A 23,798-nucleotide genomic window follows, 5' to 3' on the forward strand; every position below is an offset into this window, starting at 1 on the left:
CTCTTCGCATCTCGTTTACCTGCCACCCTCATCTGCTCCTCTAGCTTTTCGCATCTCGATTACTCGCATCCCGCATCTGCTCTTCTACTTCTTAACCACGCCACCCGTTAAATACAATCCAATCGCCGCTAGCACAGGATAACCAAACGCTTCATTGGTCATTTCCCCCAACGGTTTCCAATCGTAGCCGTGCATACAACCTAAAATAACCATCACATGCAGCGCCACATAAGGAATGGTGAACAACAACACGATGTAGCGCTGTACCAACTTAAAAGGTTCATACGCTTTAAGCAGTGCCAGCTTGTGCTTCGCTTTTTCTTCATCAGTAAAAAACATCGCATCTCCTGTGTTGGTGATTGCATCTAACCCCTTGTTAATGGAAGACTGGCTCCCAAATATTCTTCCGAACAATGTCATACTGCTCCTTGGTTGATTGATTGGCTTTGACCGCATGTATAGCCTTTGACAGTCTAACCCTCTCGCTCTTCATCTCTGCTTTCCCGCTCTTCCTGCTTTTCGCATCTCGCTTACCCGAATCCCGCATCTGCTCTTCAAGCTCTTCGAATCTCGCTACCCGTCACTCGCATCCGCTCTCTTAGCTCTTCGCATCTCGATACTCGAATCCCGCTACTGCTCTTCCTGCTCTTCGCATCTCGATACTCGAATCCCGCTACTGCTCTTCCTGCTTTTCGCATCTCGTTTACTCGCATCCCGTATCTGCTCTTAAGCTTTTATCTTCATAACCGGACACGCTTTATTCACCCCCCAATCTTTATGCCCCTTAACATTCTCATCTGGAATCAAGAACTGCTCTTGCAGTGCAGCAGTCAAACCAAACAGTGCCTTACGCTGCGCAAGCGTAAAGTTATCTTCTGGTTGCAGGTCGGCATTACAGCCGCCGACCATACAAACCCCAATATTGCCCTTGTTGTGTCCTTTCACATGCGCGCCGGTTTGCGACAGCGGCCTGCCGAGTTCGACATCCCCATTGCGACGAATAACAAAGTGATACCCGACATCGCGCCAGCCTCTCTTTTTATGCCATCGACGAATCTCGGCTACGTCTACATCTTGCTGTGGCGGCGTGGCGCTGCAATGCACTGTAATAAAGGAATAGGGCGGACAAAAAGGTAAGCGGAGTAAAACTGAAACCAAGCTTAGAGAATAGGAAGCAGGAGATAAGCAAGGCTCTAACGAAGGGATGAGCGCCACCTTGCTAGCCTGCTCAGGCAAAACAGGAGCCTCTAACGGCTGGTGTGGAACTCGATCAGTTGCTGGTGGAGTGTTTGACAAAATAAATCCTCGTGTTGTTGTAAATGGGCGGTTAAAGACGTTGATAACGATTCTTTTAAATTAGGGTGCAGTGCGATGTGTCGTCGTAAACTGGCGGCTACGGTTTTGGCATAACCAGAGTGGTGGTTTACATAACGTAAATACATCACGCAATAACCCAGTGGCTGGCTACGCCGCGCTCGGCTGATCATCCAACAAATATCCTCATAGCTTGGAGCGTCACCGCATTCATCCTCATTTAAATAACAACCTTCAATTTGGCTTTCTTTATAGCCGCCGGCTTCATAGCTCAGTACTTGGCCAGCCCCATCGCTATCACTAAAAAATAACGGCTGGCGCGACGGATTGAGGGGATCAGCTCGGCACTCGATGCTCGCCATACCGGGTTGATACGCTGAAATAAAAAGAGAAACTATCGCCTTCATTAAGCACCTTATTGCTGCATGGGGAGGGCAATGTACTTCAACATTCTTGATTGGGGTTGGCGGTAATAACGTGAAAACGAAGGAACACAAGAAAGTGAGAGGTGCTTCGAAGGTTATCAGTCTAAGTGGTGGTGTTGTTGCATATCGATGAGAGCAAGCAGGAGAAACACTTTTTGTTACTTTTTATCTCGCCTTACCTTTGCCCCTAATGCTTAAAAAAGTGGTGTTAATAACTTGTTATGCAAACGAATGGCCCTAGCCAGAACAGTCGAATCGCCAAAATAAGGGTAATAGATAGCCCAAGGTAATCGCTAGGCCAAGGCTAATAACTATTAACAAGGAGCGTTAACCATGTGTGTTTCTCTTATTCTTTCTTTTATCCCATTAAAAACCGGCTCGCCTATCAGCAAGTTGGTGCTATTAAAATTGGCCGACAATGCCGACGCGCGCGGCGTGTGTTTTCCTTCCTTCAATTACTTGGCGCAATATTGCGAAGTGTCGGTAAGAACCGTGAAACGACACGTTAACGAGCTCGAAAAGCAAGGCTTTGTGAAGCGGATAAAGCGCTTTGATGATTCAGGACGCCAGCGTAGCAATATCTATCAGCTGCGCCTACCTAGCGACAGCCATATTCAGCAGGCCGATTTAGACCAAGCAGATAGAGGTTTAGATCAAACTGACCATTCAGACACCTACCAGGGTGACTCAAGATCCAGCACGGAGAGTGATCATCCTGCACACATAATCTTTCATAAAGAACATAAAACAGAGCTGAGCTTGAAAAACGGAAGTTCAGACGCCGCCGATGTGCTTGATCCCCCAATCTATTCTGAACAACATGAGAGCTCCCCCTTCACCTCCAAACCCGAAAGCAAAACCAAGAGCGAAGCTGTGATTCATCTGCTCACCCAAGAGGGCAGCGCACCGATTTATCATGAATTCACCACCATATTAGAGCGCACCTACCCCAAGTTAGATGTGCTGCAAGAACTGCATGCCATGCAAGCCTGGCTGTACATTAACCCCGATAAGCGCAAACCCTTTGAGCACATTGGTCACTTTGTGAATGGCTGGCTAAGAAGAAGCGCCCAAGCCAAGGCGAAGCGAGACTCATCACCAGTCTTTAAGCAAACACAAGCGGTGAAACCCTCAAAGAAAGCTAAATCAAGAAAAGCCGTAGGATCAACAAAAGCAGGTGCGCCCACAACTGCTTCAAACCAAGCGCAGCCTATCAAAAGCAATCAAGCCGAAAGCAAATCTCAAAACTCCACACCTGTTTCTCAAGCCCTAGCGGACTACAAAGCCAAAAGCACCACCAATCCGTTCGAAGCGCGTATCAAGGCCTTAGTTCAATCCAAATCGCCCGGCACGGATTCTAAGCAGTGACCATTCGATTATTCACAGACGAAGCGCTTGTTCACATAGCCAAAAGCTATTGAAAACCAATGATTTAGGAAACCAAAAGCTCAGAAAAACCAAAGGCTAGGGAAGACCAAGCGCGAATACGGACAAAAACGTCAAGATACAAAAGTAGAATTAGGGAGAGGGCAAATGGACGATATCAGCCTAAAAAAACTGACAACGGAAGAAAAAGTAACCATTTTAGAGAAAGAGATAGCGCGAGTGGAAGGGCGTATTGGCGAGTTCTTGAAACTGCTGGTTAACCACTACCCACAAGGGTTAACACGCACAGAGATTAAAGCGTTATTGGCGGTAAACAATAACCCAAGCTTCGTGTCGTTGTACCGAAACGGCAATATTTTCATTGATATAGAAAAACGCTATTGCGATGCAGCACAAGAAAACAGGTACCACATAGGGACTCAGTATCTACAAAACGTACAATGCTTTCGCTGGATAAACGCATGGTGAGAGGCTTGTCCAAATAGGATAAATTTCAAACTGGTCAATATGCACTTACTTTGCTAGAATGCGCAGCAAATTAGAAACCGTATGAAAACCGCATAATCGCGGATAAATCATTAAACTTTGCCTGTAGGAGCTAAACCTAAGGGCGGTAGCGTACCCAAATGCAAGTGGTTAGCAAGTTAAAAAGTGCGGCAAGCCTAAAGGTTGAAAGTCGTTTTTTCGGCTTAATTGGGCGCGGTTTAAGAAAGTAAGCAAAATCTAGGTTTTATATGGGATTGTCTAAAAATGAATACAAAGTATCTCAGTGTTTAATAATTACTGAGACTAAACTTTGAACACTTCATGCATTGTATATCAAATCCTCTAAACTCTAGGGCTCCCTTACCACGGAAAGTGAAAAAATACAAAGATATGCTCCCTTTAGAAACTTTTAAAACTGTCATCGAATCTACGCCTCTTATCTCTATCGATTTGATTGTGCGTAATGAAAAAGACCAAATCCTACTCGGTAAACGAACAAATCGACCAGCACAAGGATACTGGTTTGTCCCTGGTGGTCGAGTGCTAAAAGACGAATCTTTCGAATATGCGTTTAGACGGTTAATTAAGGTAGAGCTGGGTTTAACAGAAGTGGTAACAAATTTCAAAGGTATATACCAGCACTTTTATAATGATAATTTTTCAGAAGATAGTTTTTCAACACATTATGTAGTTCTAGCTTATGCAGTTACCTTTACGGGTGAACTTACATCGTTGCCTATCGAACAGCATTCAGCTTATCAATGGTTTTATGAATCTGAATTATTACTAAATGAACAAGTACACCTGCATAGTAAATGGTACTTTCAACAAGATAAACAAGCTGATTTAATATTTAAATAATTAATTGGATTTTAGTTTTTATTAGAATCCTAAACAGGAAAATTTATGATCACTCCCGTTATTATGGCTGGCGGCACAGGTTCTCGCCTATGGCCTCTTTCTCGAGAACTTTACCCAAAGCAGTTTTTGACCGTTACAGGTGAACAGTCAATGCTACAGCAGACCGTTGCGCGTTTATCTGGTATTGAGCATGTAGCACCTGTATTGATTTGTAATGAAGAGCATCGTTTTATTGCTGCTGAGCAAATGCGCTTAGGTGGTTATGCCCATAGCGGCATTATTTTAGAGCCTGTTGGTAGAAACACTGCACCTGCTATCGCACTGTCAGCACTTCAAGCGGTAAGCAATGCAACCGACAACGAAGACCCTATTTTATTAGTCCTTGCTGCCGACCATATCATTAAAAATGAGCAAGCTTTTAAGAAATCAGTAGAAAAGGCACTACCATTTGCAGAAGCTGACCAACTAGTGACCTTCGGCATCGTACCTACAGCTCCTGAAACAGGTTATGGTTATATTAAATCAGGGAGTCAAGAAGGGGATGCTTTCTCAGTTAGTGAGTTTGTAGAAAAACCAAATTTAGAAACTGCACAGGAATACTTAGCGAGTGGTAATTACTACTGGAATAGCGGTATGTTCCTATTCAAAGCAAGTCGTTACCTTGAAGAGTTAGCAAAGTTTGCGCCTGAGATGTTAGATGTGTGTAAACGTGCGATTGCAACTCCATTGGAAGATGTGGAGTTTATACGAGTTGATAAAGATATCTTTGCAACTTGTCCTGATGACTCCATCGATTATGCTGTAATGGAAAAATGTCAAAATGTTGTTGTTGTGCCGATAGATGCTGGCTGGAGTGATGTTGGTTCTTTCTCTGCACTTTGGGAGGTCTCTGAAAAAGATGGAAATCAAAATGCAATTAAAGGCGATGTAATTACAACTGATTCAACAAGTAACTATATTTACGCAGAAAATAAATTAGTAACAACAGTCGGTGTTGATAACTTAGTCATTGTTGAAACTAAGGATGCTATTTTAGTGGCAAAAAAAGACAAAGTACAAGATGTAAAAACGATTGTAAACAAGCTAAAAGAAGCTGGCAGAACGGAACAGAAACTACATCGTGAAGTATATCGCCCTTGGGGCAAATACGACTCTATCGATTTCGGAAAAAGAGACCAAGTTAAGCGTATTACTGTTAAGCCAGGAGAGAAGCTTTCAATTCAGAAGCACTTCCACCGTTCAGAGCACTGGATTGTTGTCTCAGGCACAGCGAGTGTACTCAATGGTGATAAAACAATTATAGTGACAGAAAATGAATCGACGTATATTCCTCTTGGAACCATTCATGCACTAGAAAATCCAGGTAAAATCCCACTAGAGATGATTGAAGTTCAGACAGGTAGTTATCTTGGTGAAGACGATATTGTTCGCTTTGAAGATCGTTACGGAAGAGTGTAGGGATAAGCATGACAATTAAATTAGTTAGCTCAAAAATTATCAGAGATAGCGGTGTCGCATTTGGTACTAGTGGTGCCCGTGGGCTAGTAACACAGTTTACTTCAAATGTATGTGCAGCCTTTAGTATTGCTTTTGTTACGAGCATGAAACAACAGTTCACCTTCGAAAAAGTAGCTATCGCAATAGACAACCGTCCAAGTAGCTATGCAATGGCACAAGCTTGTGCATCTATTTTAACGCAGTTAGATATTGAAATTATCTATTATGGTGTGGTTCCTACACCAGCTTTAGCTTATTTAGCACAAGAAAACGCTATTCCTGCGATTATGGTAACTGGTAGTCATATTCCGTTCGACAGAAATGGCCTTAAATTTTATCGCCCAGATGGTGAGATTAGTAAAGCCGATGAGAAAATTATATTAAATGAAGCGGTAGAGTTTTTAGGAGTTTCTGAATTGCCTGAATTATTAGTAAGTACTCGAGCCGCAGAAGAGTACATTACTCGTTACACTTCACTATTCGACTCTCTGTGGCTCGCTGAGAAACGTATCGGCATTTATGAGCATTCCAGTGCAGGGCGAGATTTGTATTACAAGATATTTGAAGCGTTTGGTGCTGAAGTAATTAGTTTAGAGCGAAGTGACCAATTTGTACCTATTGATACTGAAGCTGTATCAGACGAAGATACATTAAAAGCAATTAAGTGGTCTAAAGAATTTAACCTAGATATAGTATTTTCAACTGATGGTGATGGTGATCGTCCATTAGTGTCAGATGAAAATGGTAACTGGCTACGTGGTGATATTCTTGGCTTATTAACGTCTGATGCACTAAAAATTGAAGCACTTGCTGTACCTGTGAGTTGCAATACTGCTATTGAACTATGCCAGCGCTTTCCTCATGTGGAAAGAACTAAGATAGGCTCTCCTTATGTGATTGCTGAGTTTGATAAGTTAGCTGGAATAAACACGTCATTTGCTGGCTTTGAAGCAAACGGTGGTTACCTGCTTGGTAGTAATGTTGAAGTAAATGGTCACCAATTAAAAGGATTACCAACTCGTGATGCAGTACTTCCTGTGATAATGCTTTTAATGGCTGCAAAAAATCAGTCTATTTCAGGGCTTGTAAATGACTTACCTCGACGTTTTACACATAGTGACCGCATTCAAAATTTTGCCACAGAAAAAAGCCAAGCATTAATAGCGAAAGGTAAGACCTCACCGCAAGGTCTTATTGAACAACTAGGTTTTGACAATGTAAAAATTAGGAAGGTTGATAATACCGATGGACTTCGGCTAACGCTATCAGATAACCGCGTAGTACACTTACGACCATCTGGAAATGCACCTGAATTACGTTGCTATGCCGAAGCTGATAAATATAGTTCAGCATACAATTGTGTAGTGAATGTTTTAGATAAAATAAAAAACATTTAGTACAAGAGTTAATTAAAAGTAGGAAATGGAAATGACTAAAAATAAAGTTGCGTTAATTACTGGTGTTACAGGGCAGGATGGTTCATACCTAGCTGAGCTTTTATTAGAAAAAGGTTATGAGGTTCACGGTATTAAACGACGCGCTTCATCATTAAATACTGAGCGTGTTGATCATATCTATCAAGATAATCATACACAAAATCAGAACTTTTTCCTACATTACGGTGACTTGACCGATTCATCTAATTTAACCCGTATTATTAAAGATGTACAACCAGATGAAGTATATAATTTAGGTGCCCAGTCACATGTTGCTGTTTCTTTCGAATGCCCAGAGTATACTGCCGATGTTGATGCTATGGGAACTTTGCGTTTGCTTGAAGCCATTCGGTTTTTAGGCCTAGAAAAGAAAACAAAATTCTATCAAGCATCTACTTCTGAACTATATGGTGAAGTACAAGAAACCCCACAAAAAGAGACAACACCTTTCCACCCCCGTTCGCCTTACGCTGTAGCAAAAATGTATGCATACTGGATTGTTGTGAACTACCGTGAATCATATGGTATGTATGCATGTAATGGAATTCTATTTAATCACGAATCCCCACGCCGTGGTGAAACCTTTGTAACCCGTAAGATTACACGCGCCATTGCAAATATCGCTCAAGGTCTAGAGCCGTGCTTGTATCTTGGTAATATGGATGCGCTTCGTGACTGGGGCCATGCTAAAGATTATGTTCGTATGCAATGGATGATGTTGCAACAAGATCAAGCTGATGATTTTGTCATTGCCACCGGTAAACAGATCAGTGTGCGTGAATTTGTTAAGTTATCAGCCAAAGAGGCGGGTATTGAACTTGAGTTTACAGGCAAAGGCCTTAACGAAATAGCAACAATCAAATCAATCACTGGCGATAACGCACCTGCACTGAAAGTTGGCGATGTAATTGTTAAAGTTGATCCTCGTTATTTTCGTCCTGCAGAAGTTGAAACTCTGCTTGGTGACCCATCAAAAGCAAAAGAGAAGCTAGGTTGGGTTCCTCAAACTACAGTTGAGGAGATGTGTGCTGAAATGGTTGAAAATGACCTAAACAAAGCAAAACAGCATGCTATCTTAAAAGACCACGGATACAACATCGCAGTAACAGTTGCAAGCTAATTAGATAATTCACCGCAGGGAACACAGAGTTAAACTAGAACCTCTTATAGTTAAGTACCTCTGTGGTGAATAGAATTATGATTTTAAGGTATTTATGAGTAATAAAAAAAGAGTATTTATAGCTGGTCACAACGGTATGGTTGGCTCTGCTATCATTCGCCAGCTAGATAATGATGAAAATGTAGAAATCATCACGCGCTCACGTAAAGAGTTAGACTTAACTAACCAGCAAGCTGTACTCGCATTTTTCCAAGCAGAAAAAATAGATCAAATCTATTTAGCTGCTGCTAAAGTTGGTGGTATTGTTGCAAATGATACTTACCCTGCTGATTTTATTTATGAAAACCTAATGATCCAATGCAATGTTATTCACGGCGCTCATTTGGCTAATATCCAGAAATTACTATTTTTAGGTTCATCCTGTATCTACCCAAAATTAGCAGAACAGCCAATGAAAGAAACAGCATTGCTAACGGGTGTGTTAGAAGAAACAAACGAGCCATATGCTGTAGCTAAAATTGCAGGAATCAAACTTTGTGAAAGCTATAACCGCCAGTATGGCCGAGACTACCGTAGTGTAATGCCAACTAACCTTTACGGTGCTTTTGATAACTTCCACCCAGAGCATAGCCATGTAATTCCTGCTTTATTACGTCGTTTTCATGAAGCAAAGTTAAATGATGACGAAGAAGTAATTGCGTGGGGAAGTGGTAAACCAATGCGTGAGTTCTTGTACGTTGATGATATGGCTGCTGCCTCAATTTATGTTATGAATTTAGATGAGGCTGTTTATGATGAAAATACAGAGCCTATGCTAAGTCATATTAATGTTGGTACTGGTGTAGATTGTACAATTCGTGAGTTAGTTGAAACTGTTGCTAGAACCGTTGGCTTTGAAGGGAAAATTAAATTTGATGATACTAAGCCTGATGGCGCTCCACGTAAGTTAATGAATGTAGATAGGCTTGAATCTTTAGGCTGGGTTTCTTCTGTGTCATTAGAAGACGGTTTAAGTTTAGCATATCAGTGGTTTGTTGAAAATCAAGGACAGTTTAGAGCGTAATAAAAATAATATCTAAGCGCAATTGGGTTGTGAGTGACATTGTTTTTATTAGGTATATTATAATGGTTGTATATTTATTAAATATAAACTCATATTTGAACTCTTTAACAAAAAAGTTAGATTAGGCTCATTACAAAATGGTAGATAGAAATCTTAATATTTTCAAACAGATAAAATGGTCTTTTGTATTCAAAGCTCTTGCATTTATTGCTTATTATGCTGCAATCTCATTGCAAGTTAAAATATTAGGTTCTGAACTGTATGGTGTCTGGGCAACTTTATTATCTATTGTTACTTGGGTCGTGTTCTTTGATTTTGGATTAGGTAATGGAATAAAGAACTATTTGACAAAAGCAATAAGCTTAAATAATATCAAAGAGGCAAAACAGATAATATTAACAGGCTATGTTACTATTTTAATTATATCTATTATTTTATTTATCTTTGTTGTTATATTGGCCAATACCTTTGATCTGAGTGCTTTATTTAACACTAATGCGTTAAGCGATAGTCAACTCACCAATATAGTCATTGTTCTTTTTGGATTTATATTTATACATTTCGTTGTTAGTTTTGTGAAACAGTTTGTTTTTGCAATTCAAAAAAATTCATTAAATGAAATGGAGCAATTACTTTTCTATATTTTGTTATTAATTTCCTTGATGTTATTGACTTGGAAGTCTATTGATAGTGTTCTAGGAGTTGTTATTGCCTATGGTGCTTCAATTCTCATGAGTAAGATTTTATTAACGGTTTTATTCTTTGGTAAAAATAAAGAGTTGGTCCCTTCTCTTAGGGATTTTCAAAAGAATATAATGGGCAAGTTGATGAATGTGGGTATGGCATTTTTCGCTTTACAACTTGTTTCAATGTTCATATTGCTTTCAGATAGAATTATTATCACTCAGTTGTTAGGACCTGCTTCAGTTACCTCTTATGATATTGTTTATCGATTATTTAGTGTTGTTTTAATCTTACATGGAATAGTTAATGCGCCTATGTGGTCTGCTTATACTGAAGCGTATAGTAAGCAGGATAAGAATTGGATTATCAAGAATCTAAAGAAAATGAAATTATTAGTATTTTCTTTGGTTGCAGTTACTTTAATCTTGTATCTATTTAGCAGTGAGCTTGTTAAATTATGGGTAGGTGATGAGGTGACTACAACGGATAGATTGTCATTGTATATGGCTGTATATGTGATTGTATTAGCTTGGTGTAATAATTATGCCTTTTTCTTGAATGCGATTAATAATATAAAAATACAGTTCTATATGTTGTTAGTTGGCGCTGCCATAAACATTCCTTTATCTGTGTATTTTGTTGAATATCAGGGCCTTGGAAATAGTGGTGTTGTTCTTGCTACTATTATATCACTTTCGCTCTTTGCGATTGCTGGGCCAATTCAAACACAATTAATTTTAAAAAAGTGTAAATATAATGTTATCTGACTTACTTAAAAACCCACTAACCTATTGGCTACGGTGGTTACTCAACAAACACAGATTTCTTTATAAGAATGCAAAGGATAATGTAAAAATTGATTACCTTAGCCATATAACTCAAAGTACCATGGAAAGTAATACGACGATTTATCAATCTGTTCGTCTTCATAATGTTCATTTGAATAGCTTTTCATATGTGGCCAATCATACGGTAATAATAGGCGCAACGATTGGTAAGTTTTGCTCAATTGGCCCAAATTGCCGGATTGGATTAGGCATGCATCCGTCGTCTGATTTTGTTTCAACGCACCCTGTTTTTTTCTCATCTGAGTCACATGTAGGACTGCAATTTACAAAAAAAAATCACTTTCCTGAATACGAAGATATCAGTATTGGCAACGATGTTTGGATCGGAGCTCATGTATTGATTAAAGACGGAGTTACCATTGGAAATGGAGCAATAGTAGGCGCAGGCGCTGTCGTCACAAAAGATGTTGAACCCTATGCTATTGTTGCAGGTATACCCGCCAAATTACTTAAATATAGGTTTTCTATAAATAAGATTGAATATCTACAAAGTAATCAATGGTGGAATAAGGATATTAAGGAATTAAGAGCTAACTATAAAAAATATCATCATATTGAGAACTTTGTCGTGCCAAGCAGCAATGATCACGCTTCGTAATTTTAGTAGGCTAATAGACAATGAAATTTTTTTTGCACCCGATAATACTTTTTCTCGCTGGTAGTTTTATCGGTTTATCACCTTATTTTTTTGACAGCCGATACTTTGACATGTATAGAACCTTTGTTTTTGATGAACAAGTTCTTTGGGTTTATATGCTTGGTATAGTGTCTTTTATTTTAGGGGCTGGTTTCCTACAACTTATGCCGACTAAAACCAAGCTAGAAATAAACAATAGTAATAACACTAAAGATCTAAATTTGTTTATATCGTTATTACTTGTGCTCTCTTTTTTAGTTTTTGTTAAAATTATATCCATGTATGGAATGTTGCCTATCCTTTCTATCTTGTCAGGAGCCTCGGATATTGCTTTTGTCAATGCTACACAGAAATCAACGGGTGGCGGTTTATATGGTGTGTTTTCGCTCTTAGTTTTTAGTTTGATTATATTGTTTCCCTATTCTGTGATTAACAAGAAAAAAAAATATTCAGGTTCCAAAATTTTTTGGATCCATTTATTTCTTCTGTTTATTTATGTAACCTATTCAGGTAAAAGGCAGATGATTTTTATCTTTATTACCTTTGTTTGTACATACCTTTATATTTACTATTGTCGACATGCAGATTTAAAAGCATTAAAAAAAATCAGCAAGGTCAGTGTTGTTGTTGGAGGAGTAGGGGTTGCATTCTTCTTACTTGTTGGGTTGATTCGGACAAGTTTAATAGATGAAAAAGTATCATTATTAGACCCGGTAATCCAATATGCGACGCTGCCCTATATGAATTTAACTAATATAGTAATGCAGCAAGAATCTAATCTTTATTCATATTCTTTTACGGCATTTTATGAATCTATTTTCGCTTTTCTACCTAGCTTTTTCAAAACTTCCTTTTTTGAAAATCCTCAATCATTATTGAGTATGCCTTTAATAGAGATAACATCTCCATCAACAGTATATGGAATATTAATCTGGAATTTTGGATATGTTGGAGTTGCAAGTTATCTGTTTTTTTTAGGCTTCATTACTCATTATCTATATAAGAAAGCTTTTTATGGGCGTAGTGAAATATTTATAGCTTTGTATTCACTTACCGTTTGGCCTCTACTTGCCGTACACACATATAACCACTTTATAAATTTCACATTTTATTTGCTTCCTATTTTACTGATAATATTAGGGGATATTCTATATAAATATTTGCCAAATAAACGTATCTGATTTGTTTTTTCATCATTAGCCATATTTCATATATCATAATAACCACCAGTAGCTATTTTCAAGTTATTAGGTTCATTAGTTGGCAGGGTGTTTTTACCAACAGATTGGTGTTTTATATTTCAATGTAAATTTCAATTAAATAAAAACTTATTTAATTGAAATTTAAAAATTTTTTATTTTACTGGGGTGGTTTTATTTTTAAATTAATACACTAACACCTCTCTAAAAACACTATAATCAATAATATTAAACAGGTTTTTCGATGAAAAAAACAATAACAAGCTCGTCTTTGTATATTAATTTGCAGTGTTTATATACAAAGTTTAAATATAGAATTGCCTGTAGAAAAAGCACGAAAAAATTATCTAGAAATTTAGAGTTCGCTAAGTTTGATACAGGTATAAATTTATTATATATCGGTACGGATGAGTTACAAGACAAAAGTGGATTTCTTCAGGAGCTTGAAAAACTCTGTAAGCTGACATTGTTCACCAAATTTGATGGGAGCTATGGTCAATATTCAGAGAGATACTACGACAGGAAACAGGGGCGAAAGTTAAATACTGAACGTTTAACTGATTTACTCGCTGAGCTAGAGATAAAAGGTGAGCTACCTAAGGTTGTTTTGACTCAATCATGGGCTCGTTTATGGGATGTTGATATTTTAAAAAATTTAAAAGAAAAATATGGATTTAAGTTCATAAATATCTGTATGGATGATAGGCACTCATTTTATATGATGTCCTTTTTTAGAAAATATAATAGAGGCACTTCTGGCTTTATGACGCTATTAGATGGCTCTTTGGTAACATCAAAAGAAAGTACAGATTGGTATTTATCTCAAGGTGTTCCTTCATTGTACTTCCCAGAAGCAACTTCTAATCTATTTTTTAATAAGTTAAATGTCCCTAAAAAATTTGATGTTGGTTTTGTTGGTGCAAAATATGGACTGAGAGGTGAATATATACAACATCTTATTGATAGCGGGATTCAGGTTGAAGCCTATGGTACTGGGTGGGAGAACGGTCGTATTGATAACTCCAATGTAAATGAATTTATGAATGAATGCCGAATTGTTATTGGTTTTGGATACATTTTGGGTTGCCATGATTTTATGGCGCTTAAGTTGAGAGACTTTGATGTACCTGCAACGGGGACGTTTTATTTAACTACTGATAATGTCGATTTATATGAACTTTATCCAGAAAAAACCGGTTGCTACTTTACCAATAAAGAAAGTCTCTTAGAAAGAGTTTGTTATTTTCTGAATAATGAAAATGAAAGAGAGATTATCGCGTCAAAAAGTTATAGAAATACCATTGATAACCATACTTATGATAATAGATTTGAAGGCATATTTAAATGAAGAATACATTTGTTGGTAAGGTTAACATAAATACACTTGAATTCACCCTTCTCGAAAGTAACGGTCTACAGCAGTTTACAGTTAATAATGGTTTGTACTTTTCTCATTTTTTATATCCTGAACTTGAGAGTTTAAATCAGGGCGACTTTCTTTTGAATATGAAAGGTATGTTTATTGATCTCCAAAATAATTCAATAACATTTTTTTCGGATATATATAGATCAGTTCCTTTATATTATTTTCATGCTAATGAATATATTTATATTTTTTCAGACTTTATCTCTATGGCAAAATATACCGAATTTCCAACAGAAATGGATCACGCCGGTTTTTGGGAGTATCTGCTCTTTGGTAATGGCATTTATGACCGAACTATATATAAGGAAATCAAGCAATTTCCTGCTGCAGGGAAGTTGTTTATTGATTCGAATAGTGCATCATTGGATTATTATTGGGACTTTAACTTCTATGAAAAAAATTGCCCTAGCGATAAAGAAGAGGTGATTTTAGATTTTAAGAAAATATTACTAAAAAGTTTTGAGGCTGAACTAAACCAAACAAATGATTCACTTACTTTGGGCTTAAGTGGCGGTATGGATAGTAGGCTTGCATTTTCGCTAATGGATGAACTCGATCTACTGACTAAAACTAACTTTTTTACTTATGGGTATAGTGAAAAGATATTAGAAGCCAAAGTAGCAAAAGATCTTTTAAACCTAAAAAAACTGAGTGAATACTCGTTCCACAAGTTAACAAAAGAATCATATTCTAAGGCATTTGATCATTTTCCACAGGTTTCCGCTGCAAGTGTCGGGTCTTCACATGTACACATGTATGATTATCTTTCAGAAAATACGACACAAAACCTCATCTCTACGTATTACTCTGACGCCATTTTTGGTTATGCTTCTTCGTTGGACAAAAAAATTGATACTTGGGAAAACGTTGATTATATTTCCGTACTAAATAGGTATTCACAATATATATCACCAGAGCTGGTATGTATAATAAAACAAGATATTAAAAATTCGTTAAAAAATTTCGATCCAAAGGCTAATTATAGTTCGGTTAACGAGTATAAGTATATTGTTGAAAGAAACCCTAAGTTTCATATGAATCTGTTATTTTTACAAAGCCAAATAGTAGGAAAAACATTTTCACCTTTTGCAAGTTACACTCTTTTAAAGAAAATGATTGAATTACCAATAGAGTATCGTTTTGATAAAAATCTTATTAGGGGCGTTATTTCCAGCATCGATGACAAAATCATATCAAATATCGGAGATACATCGAATCAAAGAGTCTATTTCAAAAAGAATTTTAAAAGTATTGTTAATAATTTATTGACCAATAGGCAAGCTATCGGAGTGTTGGCAAACAAAGCAATTAATTTAATCTTGTACAAAATATCTAAAGGTAAGTTGCATCTGTTTGATCAATACGCAACTGAAATTCACTCCAATGTTTTGGCTTCTTCTTTTTATGATGAACTTATTGAATCCACTAAATATTTTGTGGAGATAGGGTTAATTGATGGTGAATTTGAAGAAAAATTGAATTCAATACCCGCATATGGCAATGAAACATCATTACGTTTTGAAATCATTGACCTTTATAAACTATTATCTAATGGGAATATCAATGATTAGTGTATTGCTCTGCGTTAAAAATGGTGGCCCATTTATAGCTGAAACCATTGAAAGTGTACTAAATCAAACCTACAAAAACTTTGAACTGATTATAATAGTCAATTGTTCAACTGATAATACGCTGCAAGTTATCAAACAATTTGAAGATCAACGAATCAGGGTTTATGAGACGAATATTGGTCAATTAAGTTTTAACCTTAACCTAGCTTTGTCTAAGTCTAAAGGTGAATATATAGCAAGGATTGATGCAGATGATATTGCTATGCCTGAACGATTTGAAAAGCAGTTAAGAGTATTAGAAGACCATAACTATGATATTGTAGGCTCAAATCTCGAGTATATAAATGGAAAAGGAGTTGTTATCGGTCAACGAGTGCTTCCTGAGGATAACGTAACAATCAGAAATAAAATCTATTATAAATCTGTATTGGCACATCCGACTATTTTTGCTCGAAAATCTGTTTTGTTAGATAACAATGGTTATTTAGGCGGACGGTTTGCGCAAGATTATGATTTATGGTTGCGTGTAATGCGTGACAAAAACATAAAATTCCATAATATTCAAGAGCCCCTACTACAGTACCGAATTCATTCTGATCAATCGAAGGGGAATCCGTATTCTTTTGCTGAAGTTGCGGGTTATCTTTTTAAAGAGTCTATCTATTCGAAATCCCTAAAATACTTTATTGGATCTTTTGTTTATTATTTGAAAGCGTTGTTAAAATGAAAAAGATACTTTTAGTCGTCACTAGATCTGAAAATGGTGGCGCGCAGAAATGGATCAAAGAGCAAACTGAAATATTATCGGGTACCTATGAGATTTATATTGCGAGTGATGAAAATGGTTGGTTGCTTCAGAACACCAAAGTAAAAAAAACGATGAACAATATGAAAATAAGAAATAAGGTTTCATTTTCTTATTTGTTTTCATTATGTAGCTTTGTGAAAGATAATCAGATCGATCTAATTGTTGCTAGTTCTGCGAACGCAGGTGTATACAGTCGCTTATGTAAATTGTTCTGTAAGGTGAAGGTTATTTATGTTGGCCATGGCTGGTCTGCGATTTATAATGGTGGTCGATTTCAGTCATTATTTGTTTATATTGAATTTTTGTTGGCAAAAATTACAGACTCTGTATTGTGTGTCTCTGATTCTGATTATCAGAAAGCTAAGGAAATAATCGGGGTTAGACCTGGTAAATTAAAGTTAATAAAAAACAAAATCATCCCTATGCAAAAGCGAGAGGGATATGATAAATCAGTCACATCAAGAAAGGTTCTTTGTGTTGCTAGGTTTAGAGCCCCTAAAAGAAATGAGTTGTTGATAGAAGCTACCAAAGATTTAGATCTAGATTTATATTTTGTTGGAGATGGTCCCCTTCGTCAAGGTATACAAAAATCTGCGAATAACCGTACTTATTTTTTTGGTGAAGTTGATGGTTTTAATGAATTTTATAAATATGATGTTTTTGCTTTAATATCTGATAGCGAAGGCCTACCTCTATCGGCCATTGAAGCAATGAGTGCTGGATTGCCTTTGGTTCTTAGCGACGTTGGAGGCTGCTCAGAGTTAATTTCTGAAAATGGAGTTTTAGTTGAAAACACGGCTGAGAGTATTAAGTTGGGCATCAAAGAAACACTAGAAAAACAAGAACTATACTCCCAAAACTCATCAATATTGTTTAGTAAAGAGTTTGATTTGATTAAAAATAAACACCTTTATATTAACTACTTTGAATCAGTAATCAGTAATCAGTAATCCGAACTATGTCTAGGCAATTTTATTAGTTCGCCATGGCAGATTCGCGCATATACCCATATTTAAAAGAGGAGTGGCTTAGTGAAGACTCAATTCTTAATTTCACTAGTTAGCGTTATTACATACGAATCAATTGTCCTATAATCGATTCGTAGATCATTTCCCGTGTATGTTCGTGCGGGAATGCATTTCTTAAAATTAATTACTATTTAGACAGTTGGCTTATTTATGAAAATTGCAATCGCAGGTACAGGCTATGTTGGCCTATCTAATGCTATGTTATTGGCCCAGCACCATGAGGTCGCTGCTGTCGATATTATCGAAGAGAAAGTGAGATTATTGAACGATAAATTATCTCCAATCGTTGATACTGAAATTGAATATTTTTTGGCGAACAAACCATTAAACTTCACTGCGACACTCGATAAAGAGTTAGCGTATTCTAATGCGGAATACGTCATCATTGCCACACCAACGGATTACGATGTTGAAACTAATTACTTCAATACCTCTTCAGTTGAAGCCGTGCTAAAAGATGTAATGGCGATTAACCCAAATGCTGTGATGGTGCTCAAATCTACCGTGCCTGTGGGTTATACCGCGAGAATTAAAGAAGAACTGGGTTGTGAAAATCTACTGTTTTCTCCTGAGTTCTTACGTGAAGGTAAAGCGTTATACGACAACCTACATCCATCACGCATTGTAGTTGGGGAGCGATCTGAACGTGCGCAAGTGTTTGCAAACCTGTTGTTAGAAGGGGCGATCAAAAAAGATGTTGAAATCTTGTATACCGATTCAACAGAAGCCGAGGCCGTAAAGCTGTTCTCAAACACTTACTTAGCCCTCCGTGTTGCTTATTTTAACGAGCTAGATACTTACGCAGAATCACACGGGTTAGATACACGTCAAATCATCGATGGTGTGTGTTTAGATCCTCGCATTGGTTCCCACTACAACAACCCTTCATTTGGTTACGGTGGTTACTGCCTACCAAAAGATACTAAGCAACTGCGCGCTAACTACTCTGATGTACCAAACAATATTATCGGTGCGATTGTCGATTCGAATACCACACGTAAAGATTTTATTGCTGACTCTATTATCAAGCGCAACCCAAAACGCGTGGGTATTTACCGTTTGGTGATGAAGTCAGGCTCTGATAATTTCCGTGCTTCAAGCATTCAAGGCATTATGAAACGCCTTAAAGCAAAAGGTATTGAAGTGGTGGTGTTTGAACCTGAGCTAAAAGAAAAAGAGTTCTTCCACTCATTAGTATTAACGGATTTCGAGCAGTTCAAGTCAAGCTGTGATGTGATTGTCTCAAACCGCATGGCTCAAGAGTTAGCGGATGTAAAAGACAAAGTGTACACGCGCGACTTATTCGGTTCAGACTAAGGAATAAGAAATGAAGTATTTGGTAACGGGTGCTGCGGGTTTTATCGGCAGTGCAGTAGTAGAGCAGCTAACGGCGAAAGGCCATCAAGTTGTTGGTGTTGATAACCTAAATGATTATTACGATGTGGCTTTGAAAGAAGCGCGTCTAGCGCGTATTCAGCATGCCAATTTTAAACTGGTCCAGTTAGATATTGCCGATCGCGATGGTGTAGCTAGCTTATTTGAAACTGAGCAATTTGATCAAGTGATTCACTTGGCTGCACAAGCAGGTGTTCGCTATTCCATTGAAAACCCACACGCCTACGCAGATTCAAATTTAGTCGGTCATTTGAACATTCTAGAAGGGTGTCGTCATAGTAAAGTGAAGCACTTGGTTTATGCCTCTTCAAGTTCAGTCTACGGGTTGAATGCTAAAACACCGTTTGCAACGTCAGATTCGGTGGATCACCCAGTATCATTGTACGCGGCGACTAAGAAGTCGAACGAACTCATGGCGCACAGCTATTCTCACCTATACGGTATTCCAACCACAGGCTTACGCTTCTTTACTGTGTATGGTTCGTGGGGCCGCCCAGATATGGCACCGTTTATCTTCACTAAGAAGATCCTTGATGGCGATACCATTGATATCAACAACAATGGTGATATGTGGCGTGATTTCACGCACGTGAATGACATCGTTGAAGGTGTGGTGCGTATCGCTGATGTGGTGCCAACGCGTGATAACGATTGGACAGTAGAAGCCGGTTCCCCTGCCACTAGTTCTGCTCCATATGCGGTATATAATATTGGTCACGGCTCGCCAATCAACCTGATGGATTTTGTTAAGGCCATTGAAGATGAGCTGGGCATTGAAGCGAAGAAAAACTTCCGTGAAATGCAACCTGGTGATGTATACCAAACTTATGCAGACACCCAAGACTTGTTTGCAGCAACGGGTTACACACCGAAGGTAACAGTTAAAGAAGGCGTTGCTGAGTTTATTCAGTGGTACCGCGAGTTCTATAATAAATAGAATCGGTATGTTTACATGCATACTATATGCAGCTTATTAAGAGGCGTCAATGCTATATAATTGACGCTTTTTAATAAAAACGACCAGATTTTCTACTAACGACCCATTCCAAAAACAACGGTCTTAACGGTTAAGAAGAGAATCTTCAATTCCATACGCCAGTTCTGGTGTTTAATGTAGTAAATATCAAATTTATGCTTCCAAACTGCATCTTCAACAGAGGCGCCATACGGGTACTTAACTTGAGCTAAGCCTGTTACTCCAGGCTTTACAGCATGGCGGAAACGGTAGTAGGGAATCTCTTTTTCTAGATTCTCAATAAACACCTCACGTTCAGGACGTGGGCCTACCATCGACATCTCACCTTTATAGACGTTGATCAACTGTGGCAGTTCATCAATACGTGTCTTACGAATGAAGTTACCGACTTTGGTGACTCGAGCATCATTCTTAGTCGCCCACTGAGCGCCATTCTTTTCGGCGTCGTTACGCATTGAGCGGAATTTGATAACTTCAAATTCCTGATTGTATTGGCCAGTACGTCGTTGTTTAAAAAAGATAGGACCTGGTGATTCAAGTTTGATTAATGCAGCCGTCAAAAGCCCGATAGGAATAGCAACCAAACCGATCATGAAAACGAACAGTAGATCTATAAAGCGCTTTTCGTTTACATTTCTTTTATTTGAAAGGATTGAAAAGGCTTTTTGGTGCAGAAAGTATCCGCTATGAAGCAGTTCCGTTTCTGTGTAGCCAAGCGTTCGATCAAAGTAGCTCACTAGTGGCTCAACCCACGCACCAAGTTCTGTAGCTCCAATTAAAAATGTACGGTGCTCTTCATCAAGCTCCACACTTTTAAAGTGACATAAAGTTTCACCTTTAAAGTCCCTGATGGTGTAGTTATTGATATCGTATTTAATGTCATGTCGAGCTAAAACAGAATGAAGAATATCTAAACATGATTCAGGCGCGTATATGTGAAGTGTAGATTTACTTTCCGATGCTAAGGTTTGTAGAGCCTGATGGTCTGACTCTGTTTCAATGGCTATGTCGGAAAGTTCTGATGTATGAGTTTGTTTTAGAGCAACGGAGTTTTTCATTATAAGTTTGCTTTATAATTGTTTAAGGGGTATTTAGCCGAAGTTGTATACATATTAATAGCGACTTTGCAATTGCGTGCATCTTACGTTAAAAGTGCTCTAATGTACATGCTGTTGATTATGATTTACTCAGTTATTTCAACCAGTATCATATAAAATGATTATTAAGCCTTAAACACAAAATGACGCTTTTTTTCACATTCGATCATCCTACCTACGCCCTTTCTTGATCTTCCACTACAGTTTTGACTGTAAACTGTAGTAAAATTACGCTAATTTGTTTTTATACCGATTTATTTTGAATTGAACGAGGTCAGTCCTATGTCAGCTAAGAAGCCAATGGCTCTAGTGATCCTTGACGGTTACGGTTACCGTGAAGACAACCAAGACAACGCTATCGCGAACGCTAAAACACCAGTATTAGACGGTCTTATTGCTAACCAACCTAACACGCTAATCTCGGCTTCTGGCTTAGATGTAGGCCTACCAGATGGCCAAATGGGTAACTCTGAAGTGGGTCACACCAATATTGGTGCGGGTCGCGTGGTATATCAAGATCTGACTCGTATCACTAAGTCAATTTCAGACGGCGAGTTCGGCCAAACTGAAACGCTAGTGAATGCTATCGATAAAGCGGTGAAAGCTGATAAAGCGGTTCACATCATGGGCCTTATGTCTCCAGGTGGCGTTCACTCTCATGAAGATCACATCTACGCGGCTGTTGAAATGGCAGCAGAGCGTGGCGCAGAGAAAATCTACCTACACGCTTTCCTAGACGGCCGTGATACACCGCCACGTAGCGCAGAAAACACATTAGCTCGCTTCCAAGCGTTGTTCGCTAAACTGGGCAAAGGCCGTGTGGCTTCGCTTATTGGTCGTTACTACGCAATGGACCGTGATAACAACTGGGATCGCGTTCAAGAGTCTTACGACCTGCTGACTCAAGCAAAAGCGGAATTCACATTCGACACAGCTGTTGCTGGCCTAGAAGCGGCTTACGCTCGTGACGAAAACGATGAGTTCGTGAAAGCGACTGAGATCAAAGCAGAAGGCGAAGAGTCTGCCGCTATCGTTGATGGCGATGCGGTTATCTTCATGAACTACCGTGCCGACCGTGCTCGTGAAATCACGCGTGCATTCGTTCCTGATTTCGACGGTTTTGCTCGTAACGTATTCCCAGCGATCGATTTCGTGATGCTGACTCAATACGCTGCAGACATCCCGCTTCTATGTGCATTCCCACCGGCTTCTCTAGAGAACACCTACGGCGAATGGCTATCGAAAGAAGGCAAAACGCAGCTACGTATCTCTGAAACAGAGAAATACGCGCACGTGACGTTCTTCTTTAACGGCGGTAAAGAAGACGAGTTTGAAGGCGAAGAACGTCAGCTTGTTGCTTCTCCAAAAGTAGCAACGTACGACCTACAACCAGAAATGAGCGCACCAGAGCTAACTGAAAAGCTTGTTGCAGCGATCAAAGGCGGTAAATACGACGCTATCGTTTGTAACTTCCCTAACTGTGACATGGTTGGCCACACTGGCGTTTACGATGCAGCGGTTAAAGCCGTAGAGTCGCTAGATGAATGTCTTGGTAAAGTGGTTGAAGCAATCAAAGAAGCGGATGGCCAATTGCTTATCACCGCTGACCACGGTAACGCGGAAATGATGGTAAACCCAGAAACGGGCGGCATCCACACTGCACACACTAACCTACCAGTTCCACTTATCTACGTGGGCAGCAAAGACGTTGAGTTCAAAGAAGGCGGTAAACTGTCTGACCTAGCACCAACGATGCTTTCTCTGTCTGGTATTGCAATCCCGGCTGAGATGTCAGGTGACGTGATCGTTAAATAGTTTTAACTTTCATCGAATACTAGAACGGCTGCACGCGAGTGTGGCCGTTTTTTTGTATCTGGAGTTTGAGGAATAGATGCGAGATACGAGTAAGCGAGATGCGAAGAGCTTTAAGAGCAGATGCGTGATACGGGTAAACGGGATACGAAGAGCTTAAGAGCGGATACGGGATGCGGGTAAACGGGATTCGAAGAGCTTAAGAGCGGATACGGGATGCGAGTTAACGGGATTCGAAGAGCTAAGAGCAGATGCGAGATGCGGGTAAACGGGATACGAAGAGCTTAAGAGCGGATGCGTGGTACGGGTAAACGGGATTCGAAGAGCTTAAGAGCAGATTCGGGATGCGAGTAAACGGGATTCGAAGAGCTTAAGAGCGGATACGGGATGCGAGTAAACGGGATACGAAGAGCTAAGAGCAGATGCGGGATGCGGGTAAACGGGATACGAAGAGCTTTAAGAGCAGATGCGAGATACGGGTAAACGGGATACGAAGAGCTTTAAGGGCGGATGCGTGATACGGGTAAATGGGATACGAAGAGCTTAAGAGCAGATTCGGGATGCGAGTAAACGGGATTCGAAGAGCTTAAGGGCAGATTCGGGATGCGAGTAAACGGGATACGAAGAGCTTTAAGGGCAGATACGAGATACGAGTAAGCGAGATGCGAAGGGCTTTAAGAGCAGATGCGGGATTCGAGTAATCGGGATTCGAAGAGCTTTAAGAGCAGA

At 39.0% G+C, this 23,798-nt stretch carries 21 protein-coding genes; 17 read left to right on the forward strand and 4 right to left on the reverse strand.

The features are described from left to right. Positions 1-84: 84 nt before the first annotated feature. The 3 genes from BCV39_RS10335 to BCV39_RS10345 form a co-directional block, all read right to left on the reverse strand. Positions 85-420, reverse strand: a complete 336-nt coding sequence (locus BCV39_RS10335) for a hypothetical protein (RefSeq protein ID WP_017063134.1) — start codon at positions 418-420, stop codon at positions 85-87. Positions 421-726: 306 nt separating this feature from the next. After that, positions 727-1,236 carry an N-acetylmuramoyl-L-alanine amidase gene (locus BCV39_RS10340; RefSeq protein ID WP_102433540.1) on the reverse strand — a complete coding sequence of 170 codons (510 nt, stop codon included), beginning with the start codon at positions 1,234-1,236 and terminating at the stop codon, positions 727-729. Positions 1,237-1,247: 11 nt separating this feature from the next. Then, the gene (locus BCV39_RS10345; protein ID WP_102433539.1) at positions 1,248-1,721 is read right to left on the reverse strand and encodes a hypothetical protein; all 474 of its coding nucleotides are present in this window, start codon (positions 1,719-1,721) and stop codon (positions 1,248-1,250) included. 351 nt (positions 1,722-2,072) lie between these two features. Here BCV39_RS10345 and BCV39_RS10350 point away from each other — a divergent pair, with 351 nt between their 5' ends. The 16 genes from BCV39_RS10350 (at position 2,073) to BCV39_RS10425 (ending at position 20,121) form a co-directional block, all read left to right on the forward strand. Then, positions 2,073-3,107, forward strand: a complete 1,035-nt coding sequence (locus BCV39_RS10350) for a helix-turn-helix domain-containing protein (RefSeq protein WP_102433538.1) — start codon at positions 2,073-2,075, stop codon at positions 3,105-3,107. 165 nt (positions 3,108-3,272) lie between these two features. Next, positions 3,273-3,593 (forward strand): hypothetical protein, encoded by a 321-nt coding sequence (locus BCV39_RS10355; protein ID WP_102433537.1) that lies wholly within the window; start codon positions 3,273-3,275, stop codon positions 3,591-3,593. Positions 3,594-4,001: 408 nt separating this feature from the next. Then, a complete protein-coding gene (locus tag BCV39_RS10360; RefSeq protein ID WP_102460926.1) occupies positions 4,002-4,472 on the forward strand; it encodes a GDP-mannose mannosyl hydrolase in 471 nt (156 codons plus the stop codon). A 45-nt stretch (positions 4,473-4,517) separates the two neighbouring features. Beyond that, on the forward strand, positions 4,518-5,930 hold the full coding sequence (locus tag BCV39_RS10365; protein WP_102431743.1) for a mannose-1-phosphate guanylyltransferase/mannose-6-phosphate isomerase: 1,413 nt from the start codon (positions 4,518-4,520) through the stop codon (positions 5,928-5,930). Between the two features lie 8 nt (positions 5,931-5,938). Then, positions 5,939-7,366 carry a phosphomannomutase gene (locus tag BCV39_RS10370; RefSeq protein ID WP_102431742.1) on the forward strand — a complete coding sequence of 476 codons (1,428 nt, stop codon included), beginning with the start codon at positions 5,939-5,941 and terminating at the stop codon, positions 7,364-7,366. A 31-nt stretch (positions 7,367-7,397) separates the two neighbouring features. Continuing rightward, entirely contained in the window at positions 7,398-8,525 is a 1,128-nt protein-coding gene (gmd, locus tag BCV39_RS10375) for a GDP-mannose 4,6-dehydratase (RefSeq protein WP_102431741.1), read from the forward strand. Positions 8,526-8,619: 94 nt separating this feature from the next. After that, on the forward strand, positions 8,620-9,588 hold the full coding sequence (locus BCV39_RS10380; RefSeq protein WP_102431740.1) for a GDP-L-fucose synthase: 969 nt from the start codon (positions 8,620-8,622) through the stop codon (positions 9,586-9,588). A 137-nt stretch (positions 9,589-9,725) separates the two neighbouring features. Beyond that, a complete protein-coding gene (locus BCV39_RS10385) occupies positions 9,726-11,039 on the forward strand; it encodes an MATE family efflux transporter (RefSeq protein WP_102460927.1) in 1,314 nt (437 codons plus the stop codon). 121 nt (positions 11,040-11,160) lie between these two features. After that, complete coding sequence (locus BCV39_RS10390; RefSeq protein WP_102431736.1) at positions 11,161-11,718, forward strand: CatB-related O-acetyltransferase; 558 nt, start codon at positions 11,161-11,163, stop codon at positions 11,716-11,718. Positions 11,719-11,738: 20 nt separating this feature from the next. Continuing rightward, the gene (locus BCV39_RS10395) at positions 11,739-12,938 is read left to right on the forward strand and encodes an O-antigen polymerase (protein ID WP_102460928.1); all 1,200 of its coding nucleotides are present in this window, start codon (positions 11,739-11,741) and stop codon (positions 12,936-12,938) included. Positions 12,939-13,200: 262 nt separating this feature from the next. Beyond that, positions 13,201-14,304, forward strand: a complete 1,104-nt coding sequence (locus tag BCV39_RS10400) for a glycosyltransferase (RefSeq protein ID WP_102431866.1) — start codon at positions 13,201-13,203, stop codon at positions 14,302-14,304. Next, positions 14,301-15,953, forward strand: a complete 1,653-nt coding sequence (locus BCV39_RS10405) for a hypothetical protein (protein WP_102460929.1) — start codon at positions 14,301-14,303, stop codon at positions 15,951-15,953. The genes BCV39_RS10400 and BCV39_RS10405 overlap by 4 nt, the downstream gene beginning before the upstream one ends. Beyond that, complete coding sequence (locus tag BCV39_RS10410; RefSeq protein ID WP_157933143.1) at positions 15,946-16,680, forward strand: glycosyltransferase; 735 nt, start codon at positions 15,946-15,948, stop codon at positions 16,678-16,680. The genes BCV39_RS10405 and BCV39_RS10410 overlap by 8 nt, the downstream gene beginning before the upstream one ends. Continuing rightward, a complete protein-coding gene (locus BCV39_RS10415) occupies positions 16,677-17,711 on the forward strand; it encodes a glycosyltransferase (RefSeq protein ID WP_102431587.1) in 1,035 nt (344 codons plus the stop codon). The genes BCV39_RS10410 and BCV39_RS10415 overlap by 4 nt, the downstream gene beginning before the upstream one ends. Positions 17,712-17,939: 228 nt before the next feature. After that, positions 17,940-19,106 (forward strand): nucleotide sugar dehydrogenase, encoded by a 1,167-nt coding sequence (locus tag BCV39_RS10420; RefSeq protein ID WP_102431588.1) that lies wholly within the window; start codon positions 17,940-17,942, stop codon positions 19,104-19,106. Between the two features lie 10 nt (positions 19,107-19,116). Further along, entirely contained in the window at positions 19,117-20,121 is a 1,005-nt protein-coding gene (locus BCV39_RS10425; RefSeq protein ID WP_102431589.1) for an NAD-dependent epimerase, read from the forward strand. A 95-nt stretch (positions 20,122-20,216) separates the two neighbouring features. On the opposite strand, the gene BCV39_RS10430 is transcribed toward BCV39_RS10425, so the two are convergent. Beyond that, complete coding sequence (locus tag BCV39_RS10430; RefSeq protein ID WP_102431590.1) at positions 20,217-21,218, reverse strand: sugar transferase; 1,002 nt, start codon at positions 21,216-21,218, stop codon at positions 20,217-20,219. 321 nt (positions 21,219-21,539) lie between these two features. Here BCV39_RS10430 and gpmM point away from each other — a divergent pair, with 321 nt between their 5' ends. Further along, positions 21,540-23,072: a 2,3-bisphosphoglycerate-independent phosphoglycerate mutase gene (gene gpmM / locus BCV39_RS10435; RefSeq protein ID WP_055320081.1), complete on the forward strand. Its 1,533-nt coding sequence runs from the start codon at positions 21,540-21,542 to the stop codon at positions 23,070-23,072. The last annotated feature ends 726 nt before the right edge of the window (positions 23,073-23,798 follow it).

This window comes from Vibrio sp. 10N.286.55.E10 (assembly GCF_002872555.1).
In the GTDB taxonomy this organism is placed as follows: Bacteria; Pseudomonadota; Gammaproteobacteria; order Enterobacterales; family Vibrionaceae; genus Vibrio; species Vibrio crassostreae.